The following is a 16,085-nucleotide window of genomic DNA, read 5'->3' as shown; positions in this document are numbered from 1 at the left end:
TTTTTACTTTTTCAGGCCTCGTCTTTTAGGGTCGGTAGGAGGTCAGAAGTTCTTCAGCCCTTCTTCTCAAAATTTCTTTGATTTTTTCTCTGTCCTCTGGGTAGCTTTTTCTTATCCAGAGCCACACTAAAGCACAGGGTATCCAGAAAAGGGCCCCAATCAGAAGTGTATACTCGTATGCTAATGCATCTGAGTAGCCCATGCTCCTAAGAGTCTCTATCAAAAATCCACCAAACAAAGGTCCAGTAGCTTTCCCAACGTTGTCCAAGATATTAAAGAGGCCAAACACAGTTCCTCTGTCTTCTGGGAGGTTAACTTGAGACACTATAGCCCTGACGTTTGGTCCGGCATAAGAAACGAACTGGACAAGTGCTAGGGAATAGAGGGTTAGGGCTATCCAGTGAATTGAAGTTAATTTGCTTGGAAGGGGATAAAGGATAAGGCCTATAGCAGCTATCATTCCAATGAAGATTGCCAGACCGGTAATTACAGCTCTTCCTCCCCTCTGTCTTACCTCAAAGTAATCTCCTACAAATCCGCCTACTAGGCTTCCTATGATGCTTGAGATGCCGACTATGAGGAGGACAAACGTAGCTGTGCTCTTCTCCATACCCCTTGTTACTATGAAGAAAGAGATAAGCCAGTACATTATAACTCCCCATGGCACTGTTCCTATTATACCCTGGAGGAAAATTAAGATGTTTGTCTTGGTCTTGAGGGACTTTTTAAGGGCTTCCTTATTCAGCCGGTAGGTGTATTCATAGCCTTTCTCCAGCACCTCTCTGAGCTCTTTCTCTCCCTCTCCCCTCTTGGGTTCCTCAGCTATAATGTAGAAAAGCGGAGCGAGAATGAAGTTTGGAACTGCCGCGATTATAAACGGAGTTCTCCAGCTCGCTATTAAGCCTGCTATTATCATTCCAAAGAGCGTCCCAAAACCAAAGGCAGTCTCTATGTAGGCGTAACCTCTTCCCCTCTTTTCCTCCTCAAACATGTCCGCTATTAGAGAGTAGCCTATAGGGATTATCGACCCTATGCCTATGCCCGTAAGGAAGCGCATTGCCAAGAGCTGCCAGTAGCTGGTAACATAGGCGGTTAAAAAACATGGAATTTCTCCAAGGAGAACTCCTACCACAAGAAGCTTCTTTCTGCTTTTTATATCGGAAAGCAGGCCCCAGAGGATTGTGATCAATGCGCTCGTTGCAACAAAAATAGTCGAAACAAGGCCCATTTGAGTCTCGCTTATACCAAACTCGGCCATTATCTGCTGGTAGTTTGGGGGAAGGAGGTTCTGATCGGCCATCAAAAAAGCCGCCATTAACACGAGGAGCACAATTGAAATTCGCCTTCTAAGATCCCTCATTTTCTCCCCTCCAATATGTGTAAATAGCCCTAAAAGCATCTAATCTTCTCTCAGGAAGGGGCTCCCATCCTCTTGCGTCGCTGTTCTCTGCCATAAAGGCAAGTTCACCTTTCATATTGTAGGACAGCATGTTGAGTCTTACATTTCCTTCATCTTCCTTCCATATCCTCAAACTCTTGTCTGGCGCCCAGCTCGACGTTCGGAGGTATAATTCTCTTCCATTATGCTTGAGCTTTGAGGGAAGGCAGATTTTCGAGTTAAGTTCTCCAATAACCTGCAAAAGCCCGGTAACACTCATCTTATAACCCGCAAGGTCTCTGTAACCCATGAACTCTATATCAGTGCCGTATAGGAGGATATTGTCCTTGTCCCTTATCCAGTTTGCTGCTTTCTTGGGGTTCATGAGGGGGAAGCGTCCTATGCCAAGCATAACCGCTGTGTTAACCGCTACCCAAACCGGGACAGCTTCAATGTTTTTAACGGCTTTTAACGTTACTTTGCCCTCAAAAGCGAGTCTTATTGCCTTCCTGAGCTCCCTTAGGCCAAGAAAGTAGTTAACGTATCTGAAGCGCTTCTCTCGTTGCGCCTTGATAAGATGTGGGTAGAGCGGTTTTATCGGCTTTATTGCGGAGTTCAAATGATTTGAAAGGAGCATTGCCTCTCCATCGGCAAAAAGATACCTGTAGCCGTTGTCCTTCAGTATAGCTGGGAGTATTGGATCGTAGGCGAGCTCTGGAAGCCAAAAACCCTCTGGAGAAACCTCGAATAGTTCCTCTTTGATCTCTCTATCCCGTTGAATTTGGGCTTCAACCCTGTCCAGTGGGAGAAGAGGGAGAATTGCGTGGGTATAGCTCGTTCCTATGATTTCAATAAGCCCGCTCTCAATTCCTTCCTTTACAAGAGAGATAACGTCTTTGGGCAGGATTTTCATGGTATAGCCTGTTATGTTGAGACCGAAGGGAATCCCCTCTTTAATCAAGGTTTCAATAACGGGAATGTAGGCTTTCTCAATAACTTTTTGAATTTCGCCCTTTGGTATCTCCGCATACTGAAGGTTGCCATGAAACACAAGAGCCTTCAACTACCTCACCCCATCAGAAGGCTCTACAACAAAATATTCCGCGTTCCATGGAAAAATTCTTCTGTACTCCTTTAGAATTCTTTCTGCAATAACTTGAGCTTTTTCCCTATCCACAAGTGCTATCGCAGAACCTCCAAAGCCTGCCCCTGTTAATCTTGCCCCATAGGCTCCAAGTTCCTTGGCTTTTCTTACGAAGAAGTCCAGCTCCTCTGAACTTACTCCGTAGTTTCTCGCAATGTCCCAGTGAGCTCTGGTCAGGATTTCTCCCACTTTAGCAATATCTTCAGTTTTTAAAGCGTCTCTTACTTCGAGAACCCGGCGGTTTTCTCTGACGATGTATCCAAAAAGTCTGCGATAAAGGGAGGGGAGTTTAACAAGTTCGCTCTCATCAACGTCTTTTGAGGTTCTTTTTCCAAGAAAACGGAGTGACTCTTCCGCAATCTTCTTCCTTTCCGCGTATGCTGAAGAAGCAAGTTCCCTTTTGACTCCTGTGTAGAACACTATTATCGAAACATCCCCTGGAAACGGTATGTACTCGTAGCTTAGTGTGTCCGTATCGAGAAAGATCACATGCTCTCTCTTTCCAAAGGCTATTGCAAACTGATCTAAGATTCCACAAGGCACGCCTACAAATTCGTTTTCAGCCTTTTTGGCAAGCAATGCCATATCGAGCCGGGATAAATTGAGATAGTAAGCCCTGTTCAAGAATGCTATAACTGCAAGTTCGAGGCTTGCCGAAGAACTCAGTCCGGCTCCAATCGGTAGATTGCCCGATATTTTCCCGTGTATCCCTCCTATACTGTGCCCCTCTTCCTTCAGCACCCAGTAAATCCCTTTTATATAATCTATCCATGTGTTCTCCTTGTAAAGCTGATTTAAGTCGAAAGACTTCTCCTCTTTAAAGTGTTCTGAATAAAGGGTGACATCTGTCGCTTTTTCTCCTTCTAAAATCGTGTGGAGGTTTATTGCCATTGGCATCACATAGCCCAGGGTATAGTCGGTGTGCTCTCCTATGAGGTTCGCCCTGCCGGGGGATTCGACCCTTATCATAACCATCTTAAAAATTTGAGTTCTCAGGATATAAATCCCTTTCCCTAAGACTTTTTAATGTGCGTGTCTCATTATTAGAGGGGGTCATAGTGGAGCGCGAGATAATAGAGCTGTTCATGAAGCATATCAAACTTCAGGGTGATTTCCCATTGGGTGATGATGCGGGAGCATTAAAGCTTGGTGATGAATGGCTAATAGCAACAAACGACATGCTTGTTAGGAGCACAGACGTTCCGGAGATAATGACTCCAGAACAGGTTGGCTTTAAGGTCTTTACAATGAACATCAGCGACGTTGCCGCTATGGGAGGCAAACCTATCGGCTTTCTATTCTCCCTTGGAGTGCCAAGGAGTATCGATATGAACTATCTCGAGGGCATTGCAAAAGGAATCGCCAAGGCATCTGAGTTTTATAATACACCCATAATAAGCGCCGATACCAACGAAGCGTGTGATCTTATAATCGATGGAATAGCCCTTGGGACAAGTAAAAGGTTACTTAGGAGGAGCGGAGCGAAAGAAGGGGATTTGGTTTGCGTTACTGGCGATATTGGAAGGGCCCTTGCTGGGCTTAAAGTTTATTTTGAGGCACTTGAAGTGAGCGAAAAAACAAAGAGGGCTTTATATGAGAAGCTCCTTGAGCCTAAGGCGAGAGTTGAGGAGGGGCAGATTTTATCGGGATATGCGAATGCCGCAATAGACATAAGCGATGGCATGAGTAAGGAGCTTCACTTAATAGCGGAGATGAGCAAGGTGAGAATAACAGTTGATGCAGAAAGACTTCCTATAAGGGAGGAGGTCATTGAAGTTGCAGAGCTTTTGGAAGTTGATCCCATTGCCCTTGCTCTGGCAAGTGGCGAGGAGTTCGAACTAATTTTCACAATTCCCGAAGAGCACCTTGAAAAGCTTGACTTTGAGTTTACGGTAATTGGAAAAGTCGAAAAGGGAGAAGGGATTTACCTGAGAAGAAATGGAAAAGTTGAGAAGATGCCGCTTTTGGGATGGGAGCACTTGACAAATCCCTAAAATTCAAACTTGTAGGTCAAAGCCGGCCATCTGGGAGTATATTTCATGACTTTGAGATATCCCGGCACGAACACCTCTTCCTTTTCCTTTTCTATTGCCCTCATTATGGCATCTGCCACCTGTTCTGGTGGAATGGCTCCTTTTGGAGTTTTGTTCCAGAAGGGCGTGGCAACTTGCTTTGGATAGACCCTTATTACCTTTATTCCCTTCTCACGGAGCTCTTCGCTGAGTGTGAGTGATAAGTAGTGAAGGCCTGCTTTTGCGGCACCATAGGCAGACATTTCTGGAATTCTAACAAAGGCAACGCCACTTAATACCATTACAACTTTTGCACCCTCTTGCATAAAGGGTAACAGTTCTTTAGTCATTAAAATCGGGCTTATCGTTAGAACTCTAAACAGCTTTTGAAGTTCCTCTTCACTATGCTCTAAGAGAGGTTTGACTACTCCAAATCCGGCGTTATTCACCAAGACGTCGACTTTAGCTACACCTAAATCCTCAAGAGCATCCTTAATGTCTTTTTCTACATTTTCTTTGGCTAAGTCTTGAGCAATATATTCGAAGGAATCCCCGAACTTGCTTTTAAGCTCCTCTAAGGCCTCTCTGCTTCTTGCTATACCTACTACTCGATAACCCTTTTTTATTAACCTCTCAACCAAAAGACGGCCGATACCTCTTGATGCCCCAGTAACTACGGCCAGCATTTTGATCACCATCTGATCTTCTTTGATAGCCCTTGAATATAAGTATAACTGAAACAGCTTATGGCAAAATTAATAACCTTCGCCCTCCAAACATCTCTGATGCCTATGAAAAGGATAAGATTCAAGATTCCCCTCAACCTTGAGTATTTCAACACCTTTCGGAGCTTCTTAGAGGCAGTTGAGTGGGGTTATGGGGATACTTACTTCATTGTAGGGAATGATGTGGTGAAACTGGTGGAAGTCAAGTTCAAAGAAGAAGTAAACCCAGAGGATATCCTTAATGACCTTTTAGAAATTCCTCACGTTAAGGAAGCAAAGCTGATACCGAAGAACGGCCACTACCTTCTTTACGTTAGAGCTGATCTTCTTAGCGCCCCTCTTCCAAAGAATGTCTTTGACCTTTTTGAGGTTCAGAAGAAGGGGATGGTGATTTTTGAGAAGGGAACTTTCAGCCCAGAAGGGGTTAATCTATACGTGATTTGTGAAGATGAGCTTGTTAGTGATGTCATCTCTACAATCAAGGATGTTTATGGAGCAGAAGTAGCGGGGATTGAGGATTATAGTCCCGAATACAGTCCTATATTAAAGCTAACTGAAAAGCAGTTTGAAGTTCTTCTCTTTGCGTACAAGAGTGGTTATTTTGACAATCCTAGGAGAGTAACTCTTAGAGAACTGGCCCAGATGCTTGGCCTAAGTCCATCAACTGTAAAGGAGCATCTAAGAAAAGCCCAGAAGAAGATACTTGAAGAGATCATTGAATAATCTACCGAAATCCTTAAAGGATCTTTTCGGTAATTACTTACAGGTGAGAATTATGGGAAAGATTAAAACTAGTATTTATATTGATGCTGACTTGTGGTGGGAACTTAAAAAAGATGCAGCTGAAGAGAAAAAAGACCTAAGCAAGTTTCTTGAAGAGATTATCTCGGAAGAGTTGCTATTAGATCTTGAAAGTAGGTTGGAGAATATGCTGAGAAAATTTGAGGAGAAAATAGAATTCGAACCAGTCTCCTCAAGAGGCACTGTAAGCGATCTCGTAAGGGAGATGAGGGATGAACGAGAAGAGAGCTTACTTGGACAGTAGCGCGATAATAAAGCGCTACATAAAGGAGAAGAACAGTGAAAAGATGGTTGAACTGTATAAAAGGGCATACCAAGGAGAAGTCAAACTGGCTTTCAGCTTATGGAATATAGGGGAGGTTTTAGGAGTATTAGATAAGGCAAAACGAATAAAACGGCTTGATAAAGAGAGCTATGAATTAGTTAGAGCCAGATTTCTTTCTGAAGTCCTTAGGATGAAGAGGCTTGGGATATTGAAGGTAATTCCCGTTTATGGCTCAATTCTTGCAGAAAGCTGGCAGCTGGTGGAGAAATATCACATATATCAAGCAGATGCTCTCCAAATTTTGTCTGCAAAGAGAGTAAATGCCTCTGAATTCTATACAGCAGATAAGTCCCTGAATGATGTTGCCCTTTCCGAAGGTTTGAACTCGTTCCTCATCTAACCGCACATGTGCGGGGTTAAGTATAACTACTTCAAACTCCTATTTTAAATTGGTGAAAATATGCCTGTGATTGAAGTTAAGAATGTTAGAAAGTATTACGGCGATGTTAGGGGTGTAGAGAATCTTAGCTTTGAAGTTGAAGAAGGAGAAATCTACGGCTTTTTGGGCCCAAATGGGGCCGGAAAAACTACAACCGTCAAAATCCTCGTGAAGATAATCAAAGACTACACCGGTGAAGTTAAGGTTTTTGGTAAAGACCTAAGAAAATGGGGCAAAGACTACTACAACAAAATTGGCGTTTCCTTCGAGTTCCCTGCAGTTTATTCACGGCTTACTGCCCTTGAAAACCTCCAATTCTTCGCGAGCTTTTATAAAAAGCACCTCGATCCTATGGAAGTCCTCAAAATGGTGGGGCTTGACAAGGAGGCAGATCAGCTTGTTGCCGGGTTTTCCAAAGGCATGAAGAAAAAATTAGATCTTGCAAGAGCTTTGCTTCCCGATCCTGAAATACTCTTTTTGGATGAGCCGCTTGAGGGCCTCGACCCAGCAAGTGCGAGGAAATTCAAGGATTTATTCCTCGAGATGAGAGAAAGCGGAAAAACGATTTTCCTCACAACACACAACATGTATGTTGCCGATGAGCTTTGTGATAGGGTAGCTTTCATCGTTGATGGTGCCGTGAGGCTTGTAGATAACCCGAGCGAGCTTAAGGTCAAAATGGGCAAACGTCTTGTTAGAGTAGAGTATGTGGCAAATGGCGACGTTAGTGTGAAGGAGTTCCCACTCGAGGGAATTGGTCAGAATGAGGAGTTCCTCAACATTATCAAAAACTACGAGATCAGAAGAATAAACACCGAAGAGCCCACACTTGAGGAGATATTTCTCAAGGTGACGGGGAGGAGACTTGTATGATAGGAAATCTGATGAAGATAAACACTCTCGTTGGGATAAGAAGCTATGTTTATCCAATCTACATACTCATAGCATTGGCCTATGGTTTGATGCTCTTGGCTTTCCCAGAGCAGTATCTTCCAACGATGGTACCACTCTTTCTTATCTTTGAACCAAGCCTTGTTGGCTTTATGTTCGTCGGCACGGAGATATTCGCTGAAAAGAAGGACGGTGCAATAGGGGCTTTAGCGGTAACACCAATAGATTGGAAAAGCTACATTTTTGCCAAAACACTCCTTTTAAGTGCTCTGTCAATCGTGGGGGCGATACTTATAATGGCAATTGGTACCCGTTCCTTCAGCGGTCTTCCATATGTAATTATTGGAGTGTTTCTGGTATCAATAGTTTATACGCTCCTCGGTATAGGGATAGCGGCAAAGTACCATGACCTTGATGATTACTTTGTGCCGATAATGGTTGTTCTGGTGATCTCGCTCCTTCCCTTTGCCCACTATCACGGTTACCTCTCAAACGAAATTTGGAAGATTCTTTACGCCATCCCGAGCTATCCTGCACTTTACTTCTTCAAAGCGCCCTTTGAGGAGATCTCAAGGGATACATTGACATGGTCAGCAGCTGCTCTGGTTATTTGGGCAGGCATAGCATATTACATAGCTAAAATAAGGTTTTACAAATACGCCGTGGAGGGATTGAGATGAGTTTTGTGAAGAAGTTTGGAGCCATTTACAGGACGGACATTAAGCTGTTGCGGAGAGATCCAATGCTTCTCTACAGCGTGTCAATGACCCTGATTCTTCTCCTAATCGTCCGCTACTTCAAAGACCGCATTGGAGTGTACTATCCATTGCTCGCACTCCTGACTCTAATATTCATTCCCATGATATTCGGCATGATTCCAGGATTCATGATGGCCGATGAGAAAGAGGACAAAACAATTCAAGCTCTGCAGGTAATTCCAATCTCAAGCGAGGCCTTTTTGGCTTACAGACTTACTTGGGCTTCATTGATAACACTGATTCTCGTGGGTGTTGCTCCGCATATCCTCGACATAGAGGTACCTCAAAAGGGTCTTCTAGCTTTAATGGCACTCTTCCTCCTTGAGGTATGGATTTATGGGGTGCTCATCACAGTATTTTCAGAGTCCAGAATGCAGGCTTTGACAGTCTCCAAGATTCTCGGCTGGTTCCTTATGTTACCCCCACTGATAAAGCTCGTCGTCGTTTGGAGAAACCTTTCAACAGACTGGAGCAAGTTCACGGCATTTTTACCAACTTACTGGCTCTATAAAGTCTTTGAAGGCATTCCAATTAATGACTACAGTGACTTTCCTCTTGCTCTTGCAGTCCACCTGGTGTGGTTGGTTCCTCTTGTAGTGCTTTTCAAAAGAAAGGTCCTTTGACCTTCTTCTTTTTTTAAACCGAAAGCTTAAATTATATCCTTATCTAATTTTAGCCGGGGAAAGGATATGGGCGAGATCATTGAGGTAATTTATGAAAATGGCGTCTTAAAACCTCTAAAAAAGCTTCCTTTTAAAGAAGGGGAAAAATTAATCGTGGAAATTAGAAAAAGAGATAAAAAGAAGCTCTTAGACGAGCTTGAAGGAAGTATAAAACTCAAAAAGAAGATAAAACTTGAAAAAGTCCTTGAGCTGGAGGATGATTTATGGCTATCTACTTAGATGCAAATGTGATAGTTAGTTACTTGCTTTATACAGACAAAACAAAAGATGCTCGAAAAATTCTTGAGCAGGGAGAGGCGTTTGCTACAACAATAAACACCATTGAAGAGGCTATGTTTGTCGGGATGGGACTAATCTTTGAAGAGCACTACGGAGAATACAAATTAAAAAAGCTGAAGAAATCACTAAATCAAAACTTCGGAATCTATCAAACGTATCTAAGAAATTTAAACAGGCTGATTTCTGAGCTACCAGTAATCATTATCCCCACACCTTCTAATGTAGACCAGCTAATCGAGGTCATGGAAAGCTACTCCCTACTTCCAAATGATGCTTTGATAGCGCTTGCCTGCAAGCTTCATGGAATTAATAAGATAGCAACCTTCGATTCCGATTTTGAGAATGTTAATTTCCTTGAAAAACTTCCTTAGTGGTGATTGTATGAGAGAGGCAATGTATTGGGAGCCCTTAGAGGATGGTAAGGTGAGATGTCACTTATGTCCCCTAAACTGTATTATTAGTGAGGGACAAAGGGGATCATGCAGAATTAGGAAGAACATTGGAGGAAAACTCTACACGCTCAACTATGGAAAGGTCTCCTCTATGGCTGCAGATCCAATAGAGAAAAAGCCTCTTTTCCACTTCTACCCAGGTTCATGTGCCTTCTCTATAGGCACCGTTGGATGCAACATGCACTGCATCCATTGCCAGAACTGGGAGATAAGTCAAGCCGACGAGAGGTTTCCTTACTTAGAAGATGCAACCTCTGAAGCTATAGTGAGACTGGCAAAGCACTATGGGTGTGAGAGCATAGCCTACACATACAACGAGCCCACGATATGGTACGAGTTCGTCTTTGATACTGCAAAGCTTGCCAAAGAGGCTGGCCTTAAAAACGTTCTCGTGACGAACGGCTACATAAATGAAGAGCCATTTAGGGCCCTTGCTCCTTATATTGATGCCATGAATATTGATATAAAGGCCTTTAGGGACGAATTTTATAGAAAAGTTTCAAAAGTCCCAGGCATTGAGCCGAGCAAGAGAACTGCTGTCATTGCCAAGAAAGAGTTTGGGATTCATGTGGAGCTGACCTATCTGATAATCCCCACTCTAAACGACAGTGAAGAGGAGATAAGGGCCTTTGCGAGGTGGGTTGTTGAAGAACTCGACGATGATACCCCTGTGCACTTCTCGCGCTTCTTCCCCCACTACAAGCTTTTGGATCTTCCTCCAACCCCTGTAAAGACTATTGAAAAAGCCTACCGAATAGCCAAGGAAGAGGGGCTAAAATTTGTCTACATTGGCAATATACCTGGTCACAATGGAGAAAACACCTACTGTCCCAAATGTGGAAAACCTTTAATAGTTAGATGGGGCTTTACCATAGAGGAGTACCACATAAAGGATGGAAAGTGTGAGTACTGCGGTGAACCAATACCGATAATTGGTGAATATAAAAAGAGGCATTACAGAGGAATGTGGTGGTAATATGACGACAATGAAGGTTAGATTTTATATAGAAGGTCTTTCAAACCACAAGAAAGCTTTGGAAAGGGCTGTTGAAGAAATCATAAAATCACTAAAGAATGAAACCGGTGTGAGGGTTGAGAACATAAGAGCTGAAGATATCCTTGAAAACCCTGAAGAAGAGATGCTCAAATACTCAAGCATGGTTGAGGCGGAGCTGGAAGGCCCTTTTGAAGAGATAGTGAAAGCTACGATGAAATATGCTCCCGCAATAGTAGAAGTTGTCTCCCCCGCCAAAATTGAAATAGATGGCAAAGACCTTATGAAAATCCTTGGAGAAGTGTCTCTATTCATGGGCAAGCTCATGGAGACGTTTGGAGGGTTGGTTGCCTATCCCCCGCTTGAAGAGATCCCAAAGCCGAAAGTTGGCTACAGCAGGGAAGAAATTGAGGAACTGATAATTGACAGCAAAGAAATTCTCTACCGCTTTGTAATAGAGACCTACGGAAAGGACAGAGAAGTGATAGAAGAGACTATGTTAAAAGCGTTTGCATATGAAGGATGCAAAATTAACAAAATCGCCGTTAAGGTGCAGGAGGAGAAGGAAGGAAGAATTTACGCCCTCGTTGCTGCTGAGCTTATATCGCCCTTTGAAGTCCTCTTCCAACTTACAGCAAAATACGCCCCAGTTGCAATATCGATAATTGAACCCGAGATAGTTGATGTATCTGCAACAGAGCTTCAAAATGCTCTCACTGATTTGGGTGGTTTTGTTCACGAACTTATCCACAGGCCGCTTAAGAAAAAGCTTATAGAGAAGGACACCTTCAAATTCACGCTCTCCTGACCCTTTAATTTATCGGAGAGAAAAGTTTATAAGCAATGGCCGTTATTGCTGGTAGAGCGCCTATTCCTCCCTTCAACTTTTGTCGAGATATTATCGGCAAAAGGCGAATTGGATGTAGGCATTAGGTAAACGCCACTTTTAGCCATTGGGGCAAAAAGACAGCTTTTCTAATCGTTAGAAAGGGTCTGAAAGCGAAAAGTATATAAACCCCAAGGCACCTATAGGTAATGAAGAATACCATAGCTAGGGGATTAGCCCCTACAAGGTATCGGAGGTGTGAAGACATGAAGGTAAGAAAAATCGCGGCCCTTGCTGTTGGTGCCGCAATGGTTGGAGCGACTCTTGGATATGCAAACGCCGCAATGCCAGGAAAGGAGTTCTTTGTTAAGGATGGAATGCCAAACGTTAAAATCGTAGTCGGTGCAAACGCACCATCAACCATGGATGTTGCCAGCGCAGCTGACATAGCCCTTGCAATTGGAAGCTTACTCTATACATCTGAGGAAGTCGAGGCAAGTGGTGTTAGTGTTGTAGTTAAGAAGGAAACCACCCAATATCCAGACCCAATTCCAGTTTTCAGCAACCTCTATGAGGACACTAATGTTGATCCAAACACCACAAACGAGGAGCTCTCAGACCTTAGTGATGACGACTTCTGGTGGAACGGAAGTGCATACAACGGTGCTTACTCAGCATGGGACAGCTGGATGCCAAAGTTCGTAGGTGAGATTGAAGACATGGACCAAATAAACGGCGATGCCCAAATCGACTGGGACTTCACCATCTGGGACATAGAGCTTGTTGACGAGAACCAGCCAAATGGAATTACATACCCACCAAAGGAAGCTACCCTTAAGATCCCAGCTGGTAACTTCACAGTTATGCTCAACTATGTTATCAAAAAGTGGGAGAAGAACACAACAACTCCAAGTGACATATGGGGAAGCCTCGACTCAACAACAGAGACCGACACAGTTGTAGATGATGACAACCCAGGAGGATACACGGAAGTTGATACAGTTTACGATGGTGTTGGTAAAGGCGACACCTTCACAATTCTCGGAAACAGCTACTATGTACTAGACTTAAACGCAACACAAGAAAGCATGACCTTTGGTAAAGACCACGGAGAAACCTGGTTCCAGCTTGGAGACATAAAGGACTACGATGGTTACAAGGTCAAGGCCGTTGACATAAGCGTTAACGAGAACAGGGCACTGGTAGAAGTTACAAGCCCAGATGGAGTGGATCAGCTCGTTATACTCAACAAGAACGAAGAGAAGGATGTCTTTGGCGATGGAGGAATAATCCTCACTCTAACAGACACATTCGTCGGTATCGACGGAAACCTTATAGCAACAATTAAAGTTGTAACCAACCAGAAGACCGTGAAGACTGGTGACGAACTTGTCTCAGGATGGACAGTAGACTTTGACTTCTCAGGCGGAAAGATAGTGATGGTTACACTCACAAACAAGAACGAGCTTAGCGGCAAAGAGCTCGACATTCTCGGCAAGTACAAAATGTACTACAAGTCTGAGGTTTACACAAAGGACGTTGACGACGACGACAAGGAAGAGTACGCAGTTAAGTCATACATCGTAGTTGAGCCGGTTGAAAAGACCTGGGAGACCCAAGAGCTTGGAGTTGGCGACGAGCTTGACGGATGGACAATCGAGTCAATCATGGGAGAGACCTACACTAAGATTACTCCAATGGTTCCAACAGAGCCAATCACAGTCCTTGACAGCGAGATTGACGTCAACGCAGTTGACAGCAACCTCATCCTCGTAGGTGGACCAGTTGCAAACGCAATCACCAAGTACCTTGTTGACCAAGGACTCAGCACAGTTGACTGGGAGAACAGTGAGGGCGACCTCGAGTACATAGAGGATGCCTTTGGAACATTCGATGTCCTCATCGTTGCCGGTAAGGACAGGTACGCCACAAGAGACGCAGCCAAGGAGCTTATGCAGTACTTGGCCCAGCTCTGAAGCCTTTTCCTTCTTTTTTAATTAACTTTTCTGGAGGTTTTGAAATTGGATAAAAAATTAGTTGCAGTGCTCCTTTTGATTATCCTTGTGCTTGCTCCTTTGGGAATTCTTGCTTATGGATATTCCAACTTCTCAAGTAACGTTAATCCGAATAAAGAGCCTTTGAGAAAAGTCCTTGTTAAAGTTCCTTATAAAGGAATAGATTATAAAATTGCTCTTGAAAGCTACAACACTGGTGATCCCCTCTTAGATTTGAATTTAACCCTCAGAGGGAATGTATATGAGAGCATGACCCTTATAGTTGGGGACCCCATGTTTAGAAACTGTGACGCTAAGGCTTTTGGTGATGTATGCGTATGGAGGACAAGAACAGTAACGGAAATAGCTGCTGTATTATCCCCCGTATTTACCGCAAATAGATACTGGTATTACATAGGAAAGGGATACGATGAGAATGAGTCTATGGCTAGAGCTCAGGCAGATGTTGAAAAAATACACACTGCATCTCTGGGATTCATTCAGAAGGTTAAAATTGGACTTGGAATTGTGGGAAACAAAAAGCATCTTCTTGTCATATTAAAGGGGCCCGCAGAAGGAGGAAAAATAGATCGCATATATTCCCCAAAGGAGGGTGTTGTAGTTCTTGAAGCAACCAGCGAGCAAACTCTCTTTGCAGAAGTTTTGCTGTTAAAAACCATCATAGCCTCGAGGGTTAAATGACTACAACACCTCTGTACATTTCCCTTTTCTCTGGCTCAACTATCTCTAAAAATTCTTCCTTGCTTTTGAACGGCCTTTTTGCGAGAATCTTTGCAACTTTTTTTCTTCCGATTCCAGGAAGATAACTCAAAACCTTAGAGCTCTCTCTGTTCACGTTTATAGGGATTGGTATCCCAGTTATACTTCTAAAGCCGTGATCAACAATCATTACATTGTAAAACTTATTCAGTTCAATCTTTTTGGGAATTCCCACAATGAGGGGATAGCTCCCTATCTGCCGCCCATAGGTTAAGCCGTTATCAAACACCTCCGCCCTAACATCTCTCAAAACTGTCCCTACTGGCACGACCCTTTTGAGCATTGGATAGTCTATCTCATGCCTTATCTTGTACTTGTAGTGCTTGATTAGGGCTTTGTGCTTTTCTGTTTTAACCTTCTCCCTCATATGCCATAAAGGCGTTCCCGGAAATACAACTACCTGCCTTATGTTTATCCTCCTTACCAACAGCCCATCATCGAGGATTTTCTTCAAAAATTCATAGGTAAGCTCATAGGTCTTCTTAGTCTCCCCAGGAAGGCCGAAAATGATGTTGATTCCAGGCAAAAGCCAGGGCATGCCGTTGTAGCCTCTTTTGGCACCTACCTCATTTAAGATCCTAACCGCTTCGTAGGTTTCTTCGGGAGTTGAGTTGAGATTGTTAAGCTTTGCCACCTTTGGGTCAGCCGTTTCAAGCCCAAAAGCGACCACATTTCCGGGCGTGCCGTATTTAATGAGTGCCTTTGCTATTCTAATACTTTCTTCGGGATAGTTTGCTATAACCGCTGGGTTTGCGTTGTCAACATGGAGCGTTTTGAGATCAGGGGCAACATTCCTTATCCCTCTGAAGAGCTTTTCAATAGCCTCAGCATTTGGTATGGGCACTCTGCCATTCGGCTTTGCCATGTATGAAAAGATACAGCTCTGCCTTCCCACCCTGAAGTGCCTCACTCCTAAGCTGTAAAGCACTTCAACTTCTTTGACGATATCTTCGATCGGTCGATCCTCTATTACCTTATACCTCACTGGCTCTGTGCAGAAGGAACAGCCTCCTATGCCAGCAGCTTTGGGACAGCCTCTCTGAGTTTCTATCTCCACTATAACAAACTCCGGATAATCCGGGAACTGCTTTACCACCTCAGCTCCAAGAAGGGCATAATCCCTTAGCTCTTCATAACTCCTGAAGCGGAATGGATTTACATCTTTGGGATTTGTGAAGAAGTCGTAGAGAAAAGCCTCTAAGTCTCCGTAAACGATATGGTCAAAAACTGCCTGAGCTAAGCTTAATTCCCTTGAGCTTATCTTCGTTCCCCCTTCATGGGCTGAACCCATAAAAGCCGGCCCGCCGAGGATTTTAACGCCTTTGAATGGCTTTATAAACCTTGCAACCTCCTCAACTTGGGAAGGAACTGCAGAAAGATATTTTCCCGGAGTGTGCAGTCCACCGATGTATATGAGCACATCGGCCTTCTCGAGAATATCTTTAGCTTTAGAAACGTTGGGAGTTTTGTTTTTGGTTTTTATTCCTTGTTCACCTTCAAAAGTAAAGCGAAGATCATCAATGGTGAGGTAAAATATGCTGGCGTCTCTTCTAGCCTTTTTTATTGCCCCATAGGCATATCTGGGATAGATTCCCAAATAGGGAGGCACTCCAAGCCCGGCTGGTTCATCAGTATAGCCATCTACTATGGCAACTATCATGTTT

The 16,085-nt window shown here is 43.6% G+C and carries 18 protein-coding genes; 13 read left to right on the top strand and 5 right to left on the bottom strand.

What is annotated here, in order from left to right; translation table 11 throughout:
- Positions 1-25: 25 nt before the first annotated feature.
- From ACZ5NL_RS02760 to ACZ5NL_RS02750, 3 genes are read right to left on the bottom strand one after another with little or no spacing between them, the layout of a single operon-like run.
- Complete coding sequence (locus ACZ5NL_RS02760) at positions 26-1,360, bottom strand: MFS transporter (protein WP_464842828.1); 1,335 nt, start codon at positions 1,358-1,360, stop codon at positions 26-28.
- Entirely contained in the window at positions 1,347-2,441 is a 1,095-nt protein-coding gene (locus ACZ5NL_RS02755) for a polysaccharide deacetylase family protein (protein WP_464842826.1), read from the bottom strand. Before ACZ5NL_RS02755 ends, ACZ5NL_RS02760 begins: the two co-directional genes overlap by 14 nt.
- A complete protein-coding gene (locus ACZ5NL_RS02750; protein WP_464842825.1) occupies positions 2,442-3,497 on the bottom strand; it encodes a galactokinase in 1,056 nt (351 codons plus the stop codon).
- A gap of 83 nt (positions 3,498-3,580) precedes the next feature.
- On the opposite strand from ACZ5NL_RS02750, the gene ACZ5NL_RS02745 reads away from it, so the two are divergent.
- Positions 3,581-4,516 (top strand): thiamine-phosphate kinase, encoded by a 936-nt coding sequence (locus tag ACZ5NL_RS02745; protein ID WP_464842824.1) that lies wholly within the window; start codon positions 3,581-3,583, stop codon positions 4,514-4,516.
- On the opposite strand, the gene ACZ5NL_RS02740 is transcribed toward ACZ5NL_RS02745, so the two are convergent.
- Positions 4,513-5,232, bottom strand: a complete 720-nt coding sequence (locus tag ACZ5NL_RS02740) for an SDR family NAD(P)-dependent oxidoreductase (protein WP_464842822.1) — start codon at positions 5,230-5,232, stop codon at positions 4,513-4,515. The two genes, ACZ5NL_RS02745 and ACZ5NL_RS02740, sit on opposite strands and share 4 nt — an antisense overlap.
- Before the next feature lie 87 nt (positions 5,233-5,319).
- Here ACZ5NL_RS02740 and ACZ5NL_RS02735 point away from each other — a divergent pair, with 87 nt between their 5' ends.
- The 12 genes from ACZ5NL_RS02735 (at position 5,320) to ACZ5NL_RS02680 (ending at position 14,343) form a co-directional block, all read left to right on the top strand.
- Positions 5,320-5,982, top strand: coding sequence for a helix-turn-helix domain-containing protein (locus tag ACZ5NL_RS02735; protein ID WP_464842821.1), 663 nt, complete (start codon positions 5,320-5,322; stop codon positions 5,980-5,982).
- A gap of 52 nt (positions 5,983-6,034) precedes the next feature.
- Complete coding sequence (locus ACZ5NL_RS02730) at positions 6,035-6,304, top strand: hypothetical protein (RefSeq protein ID WP_464842820.1); 270 nt, start codon at positions 6,035-6,037, stop codon at positions 6,302-6,304.
- The gene (locus tag ACZ5NL_RS02725; protein WP_464842818.1) at positions 6,273-6,725 is read left to right on the top strand and encodes a type II toxin-antitoxin system VapC family toxin; all 453 of its coding nucleotides are present in this window, start codon (positions 6,273-6,275) and stop codon (positions 6,723-6,725) included. Before ACZ5NL_RS02730 ends, ACZ5NL_RS02725 begins: the two co-directional genes overlap by 32 nt.
- A gap of 60 nt (positions 6,726-6,785) precedes the next feature.
- Positions 6,786-7,637 carry an ABC transporter ATP-binding protein gene (locus ACZ5NL_RS02720; RefSeq protein ID WP_464842817.1) on the top strand — a complete coding sequence of 284 codons (852 nt, stop codon included), beginning with the start codon at positions 6,786-6,788 and terminating at the stop codon, positions 7,635-7,637.
- Positions 7,634-8,335 carry a fluoroquinolone export ABC transporter permease subunit gene (locus tag ACZ5NL_RS02715; protein ID WP_464842816.1) on the top strand — a complete coding sequence of 234 codons (702 nt, stop codon included), beginning with the start codon at positions 7,634-7,636 and terminating at the stop codon, positions 8,333-8,335. Before ACZ5NL_RS02720 ends, ACZ5NL_RS02715 begins: the two co-directional genes overlap by 4 nt.
- Positions 8,332-9,036 carry an ABC transporter permease gene (locus ACZ5NL_RS02710; protein ID WP_464842815.1) on the top strand — a complete coding sequence of 235 codons (705 nt, stop codon included), beginning with the start codon at positions 8,332-8,334 and terminating at the stop codon, positions 9,034-9,036. Before ACZ5NL_RS02715 ends, ACZ5NL_RS02710 begins: the two co-directional genes overlap by 4 nt.
- A gap of 66 nt (positions 9,037-9,102) precedes the next feature.
- Complete coding sequence (locus ACZ5NL_RS02705) at positions 9,103-9,315, top strand: antitoxin family protein (RefSeq protein ID WP_464842813.1); 213 nt, start codon at positions 9,103-9,105, stop codon at positions 9,313-9,315.
- Complete coding sequence (locus tag ACZ5NL_RS02700) at positions 9,300-9,746, top strand: PIN domain-containing protein (protein ID WP_464842812.1); 447 nt, start codon at positions 9,300-9,302, stop codon at positions 9,744-9,746. Before ACZ5NL_RS02705 ends, ACZ5NL_RS02700 begins: the two co-directional genes overlap by 16 nt.
- Before the next feature lie 10 nt (positions 9,747-9,756).
- Positions 9,757-10,803 carry an AmmeMemoRadiSam system radical SAM enzyme gene (gene amrS, locus ACZ5NL_RS02695; RefSeq protein ID WP_464842811.1) on the top strand — a complete coding sequence of 349 codons (1,047 nt, stop codon included), beginning with the start codon at positions 9,757-9,759 and terminating at the stop codon, positions 10,801-10,803.
- A gap of 1 nt (position 10,804) precedes the next feature.
- On the top strand, positions 10,805-11,629 hold the full coding sequence (locus tag ACZ5NL_RS02690; protein WP_464842810.1) for a hypothetical protein: 825 nt from the start codon (positions 10,805-10,807) through the stop codon (positions 11,627-11,629).
- Between the two features lie 227 nt (positions 11,630-11,856).
- The gene (locus tag ACZ5NL_RS02685; RefSeq protein ID WP_464842809.1) at positions 11,857-13,623 is read left to right on the top strand and encodes an S-layer protein; all 1,767 of its coding nucleotides are present in this window, start codon (positions 11,857-11,859) and stop codon (positions 13,621-13,623) included.
- A 45-nt stretch (positions 13,624-13,668) separates the two neighbouring features.
- The gene (locus ACZ5NL_RS02680) at positions 13,669-14,343 is read left to right on the top strand and encodes a hypothetical protein (RefSeq protein ID WP_464842808.1); all 675 of its coding nucleotides are present in this window, start codon (positions 13,669-13,671) and stop codon (positions 14,341-14,343) included.
- On the opposite strand, the gene ACZ5NL_RS02675 is transcribed toward ACZ5NL_RS02680, so the two are convergent.
- Positions 14,336-16,081, bottom strand: a complete 1,746-nt coding sequence (locus tag ACZ5NL_RS02675; RefSeq protein WP_464842807.1) for a radical SAM protein — start codon at positions 16,079-16,081, stop codon at positions 14,336-14,338. The two genes, ACZ5NL_RS02680 and ACZ5NL_RS02675, sit on opposite strands and share 8 nt — an antisense overlap.
- Between the last annotated feature and the right edge of the window lie 4 nt (positions 16,082-16,085).

Source organism: Thermococcus aegaeus, from assembly GCF_055393685.1.
This window is presented reverse-complemented; position numbering and strand designations above follow the sequence as displayed.

What these genes read in the sequence shown, in the direction of transcription:
- ACZ5NL_RS02760 (WP_464842828.1), bottom strand. Translation starts at nt 1,360, where the DNA reads ATGAGGGATCTTAGAAGGCGAATTTCAATTGTGCTCCTCGTGTTAATG.
- ACZ5NL_RS02720 (WP_464842817.1), top strand. Translation starts at nt 6,786, where the DNA reads ATGCCTGTGATTGAAGTTAAGAATGTTAGAAAGTATTACGGCGATGTT.
- ACZ5NL_RS02705 (WP_464842813.1), top strand. Translation starts at nt 9,103, where the DNA reads ATGGGCGAGATCATTGAGGTAATTTATGAAAATGGCGTCTTAAAACCT.
- ACZ5NL_RS02735 (WP_464842821.1), top strand. Translation starts at nt 5,320, where the DNA reads ATGCCTATGAAAAGGATAAGATTCAAGATTCCCCTCAACCTTGAGTAT.
- ACZ5NL_RS02740 (WP_464842822.1), bottom strand. Translation starts at nt 5,232, where the DNA reads ATGGTGATCAAAATGCTGGCCGTAGTTACTGGGGCATCAAGAGGTATC.
- ACZ5NL_RS02715 (WP_464842816.1), top strand. Translation starts at nt 7,634, where the DNA reads ATGATAGGAAATCTGATGAAGATAAACACTCTCGTTGGGATAAGAAGC.
- ACZ5NL_RS02700 (WP_464842812.1), top strand. Translation starts at nt 9,300, where the DNA reads ATGGCTATCTACTTAGATGCAAATGTGATAGTTAGTTACTTGCTTTAT.
- ACZ5NL_RS02675 (WP_464842807.1), bottom strand. Translation starts at nt 16,081, where the DNA reads ATGATAGTTGCCATAGTAGATGGCTATACTGATGAACCAGCCGGGCTT.
- amrS (WP_464842811.1), top strand. Translation starts at nt 9,757, where the DNA reads ATGAGAGAGGCAATGTATTGGGAGCCCTTAGAGGATGGTAAGGTGAGA.
- ACZ5NL_RS02710 (WP_464842815.1), top strand. Translation starts at nt 8,332, where the DNA reads ATGAGTTTTGTGAAGAAGTTTGGAGCCATTTACAGGACGGACATTAAG.
- ACZ5NL_RS02750 (WP_464842825.1), bottom strand. Translation starts at nt 3,497, where the DNA reads ATGGTTATGATAAGGGTCGAATCCCCCGGCAGGGCGAACCTCATAGGA.
- ACZ5NL_RS02690 (WP_464842810.1), top strand. Translation starts at nt 10,805, where the DNA reads ATGACGACAATGAAGGTTAGATTTTATATAGAAGGTCTTTCAAACCAC.
- ACZ5NL_RS02725 (WP_464842818.1), top strand. Translation starts at nt 6,273, where the DNA reads ATGAACGAGAAGAGAGCTTACTTGGACAGTAGCGCGATAATAAAGCGC.
- ACZ5NL_RS02730 (WP_464842820.1), top strand. Translation starts at nt 6,035, where the DNA reads ATGGGAAAGATTAAAACTAGTATTTATATTGATGCTGACTTGTGGTGG.
- ACZ5NL_RS02685 (WP_464842809.1), top strand. Translation starts at nt 11,857, where the DNA reads ATGAAGAATACCATAGCTAGGGGATTAGCCCCTACAAGGTATCGGAGG.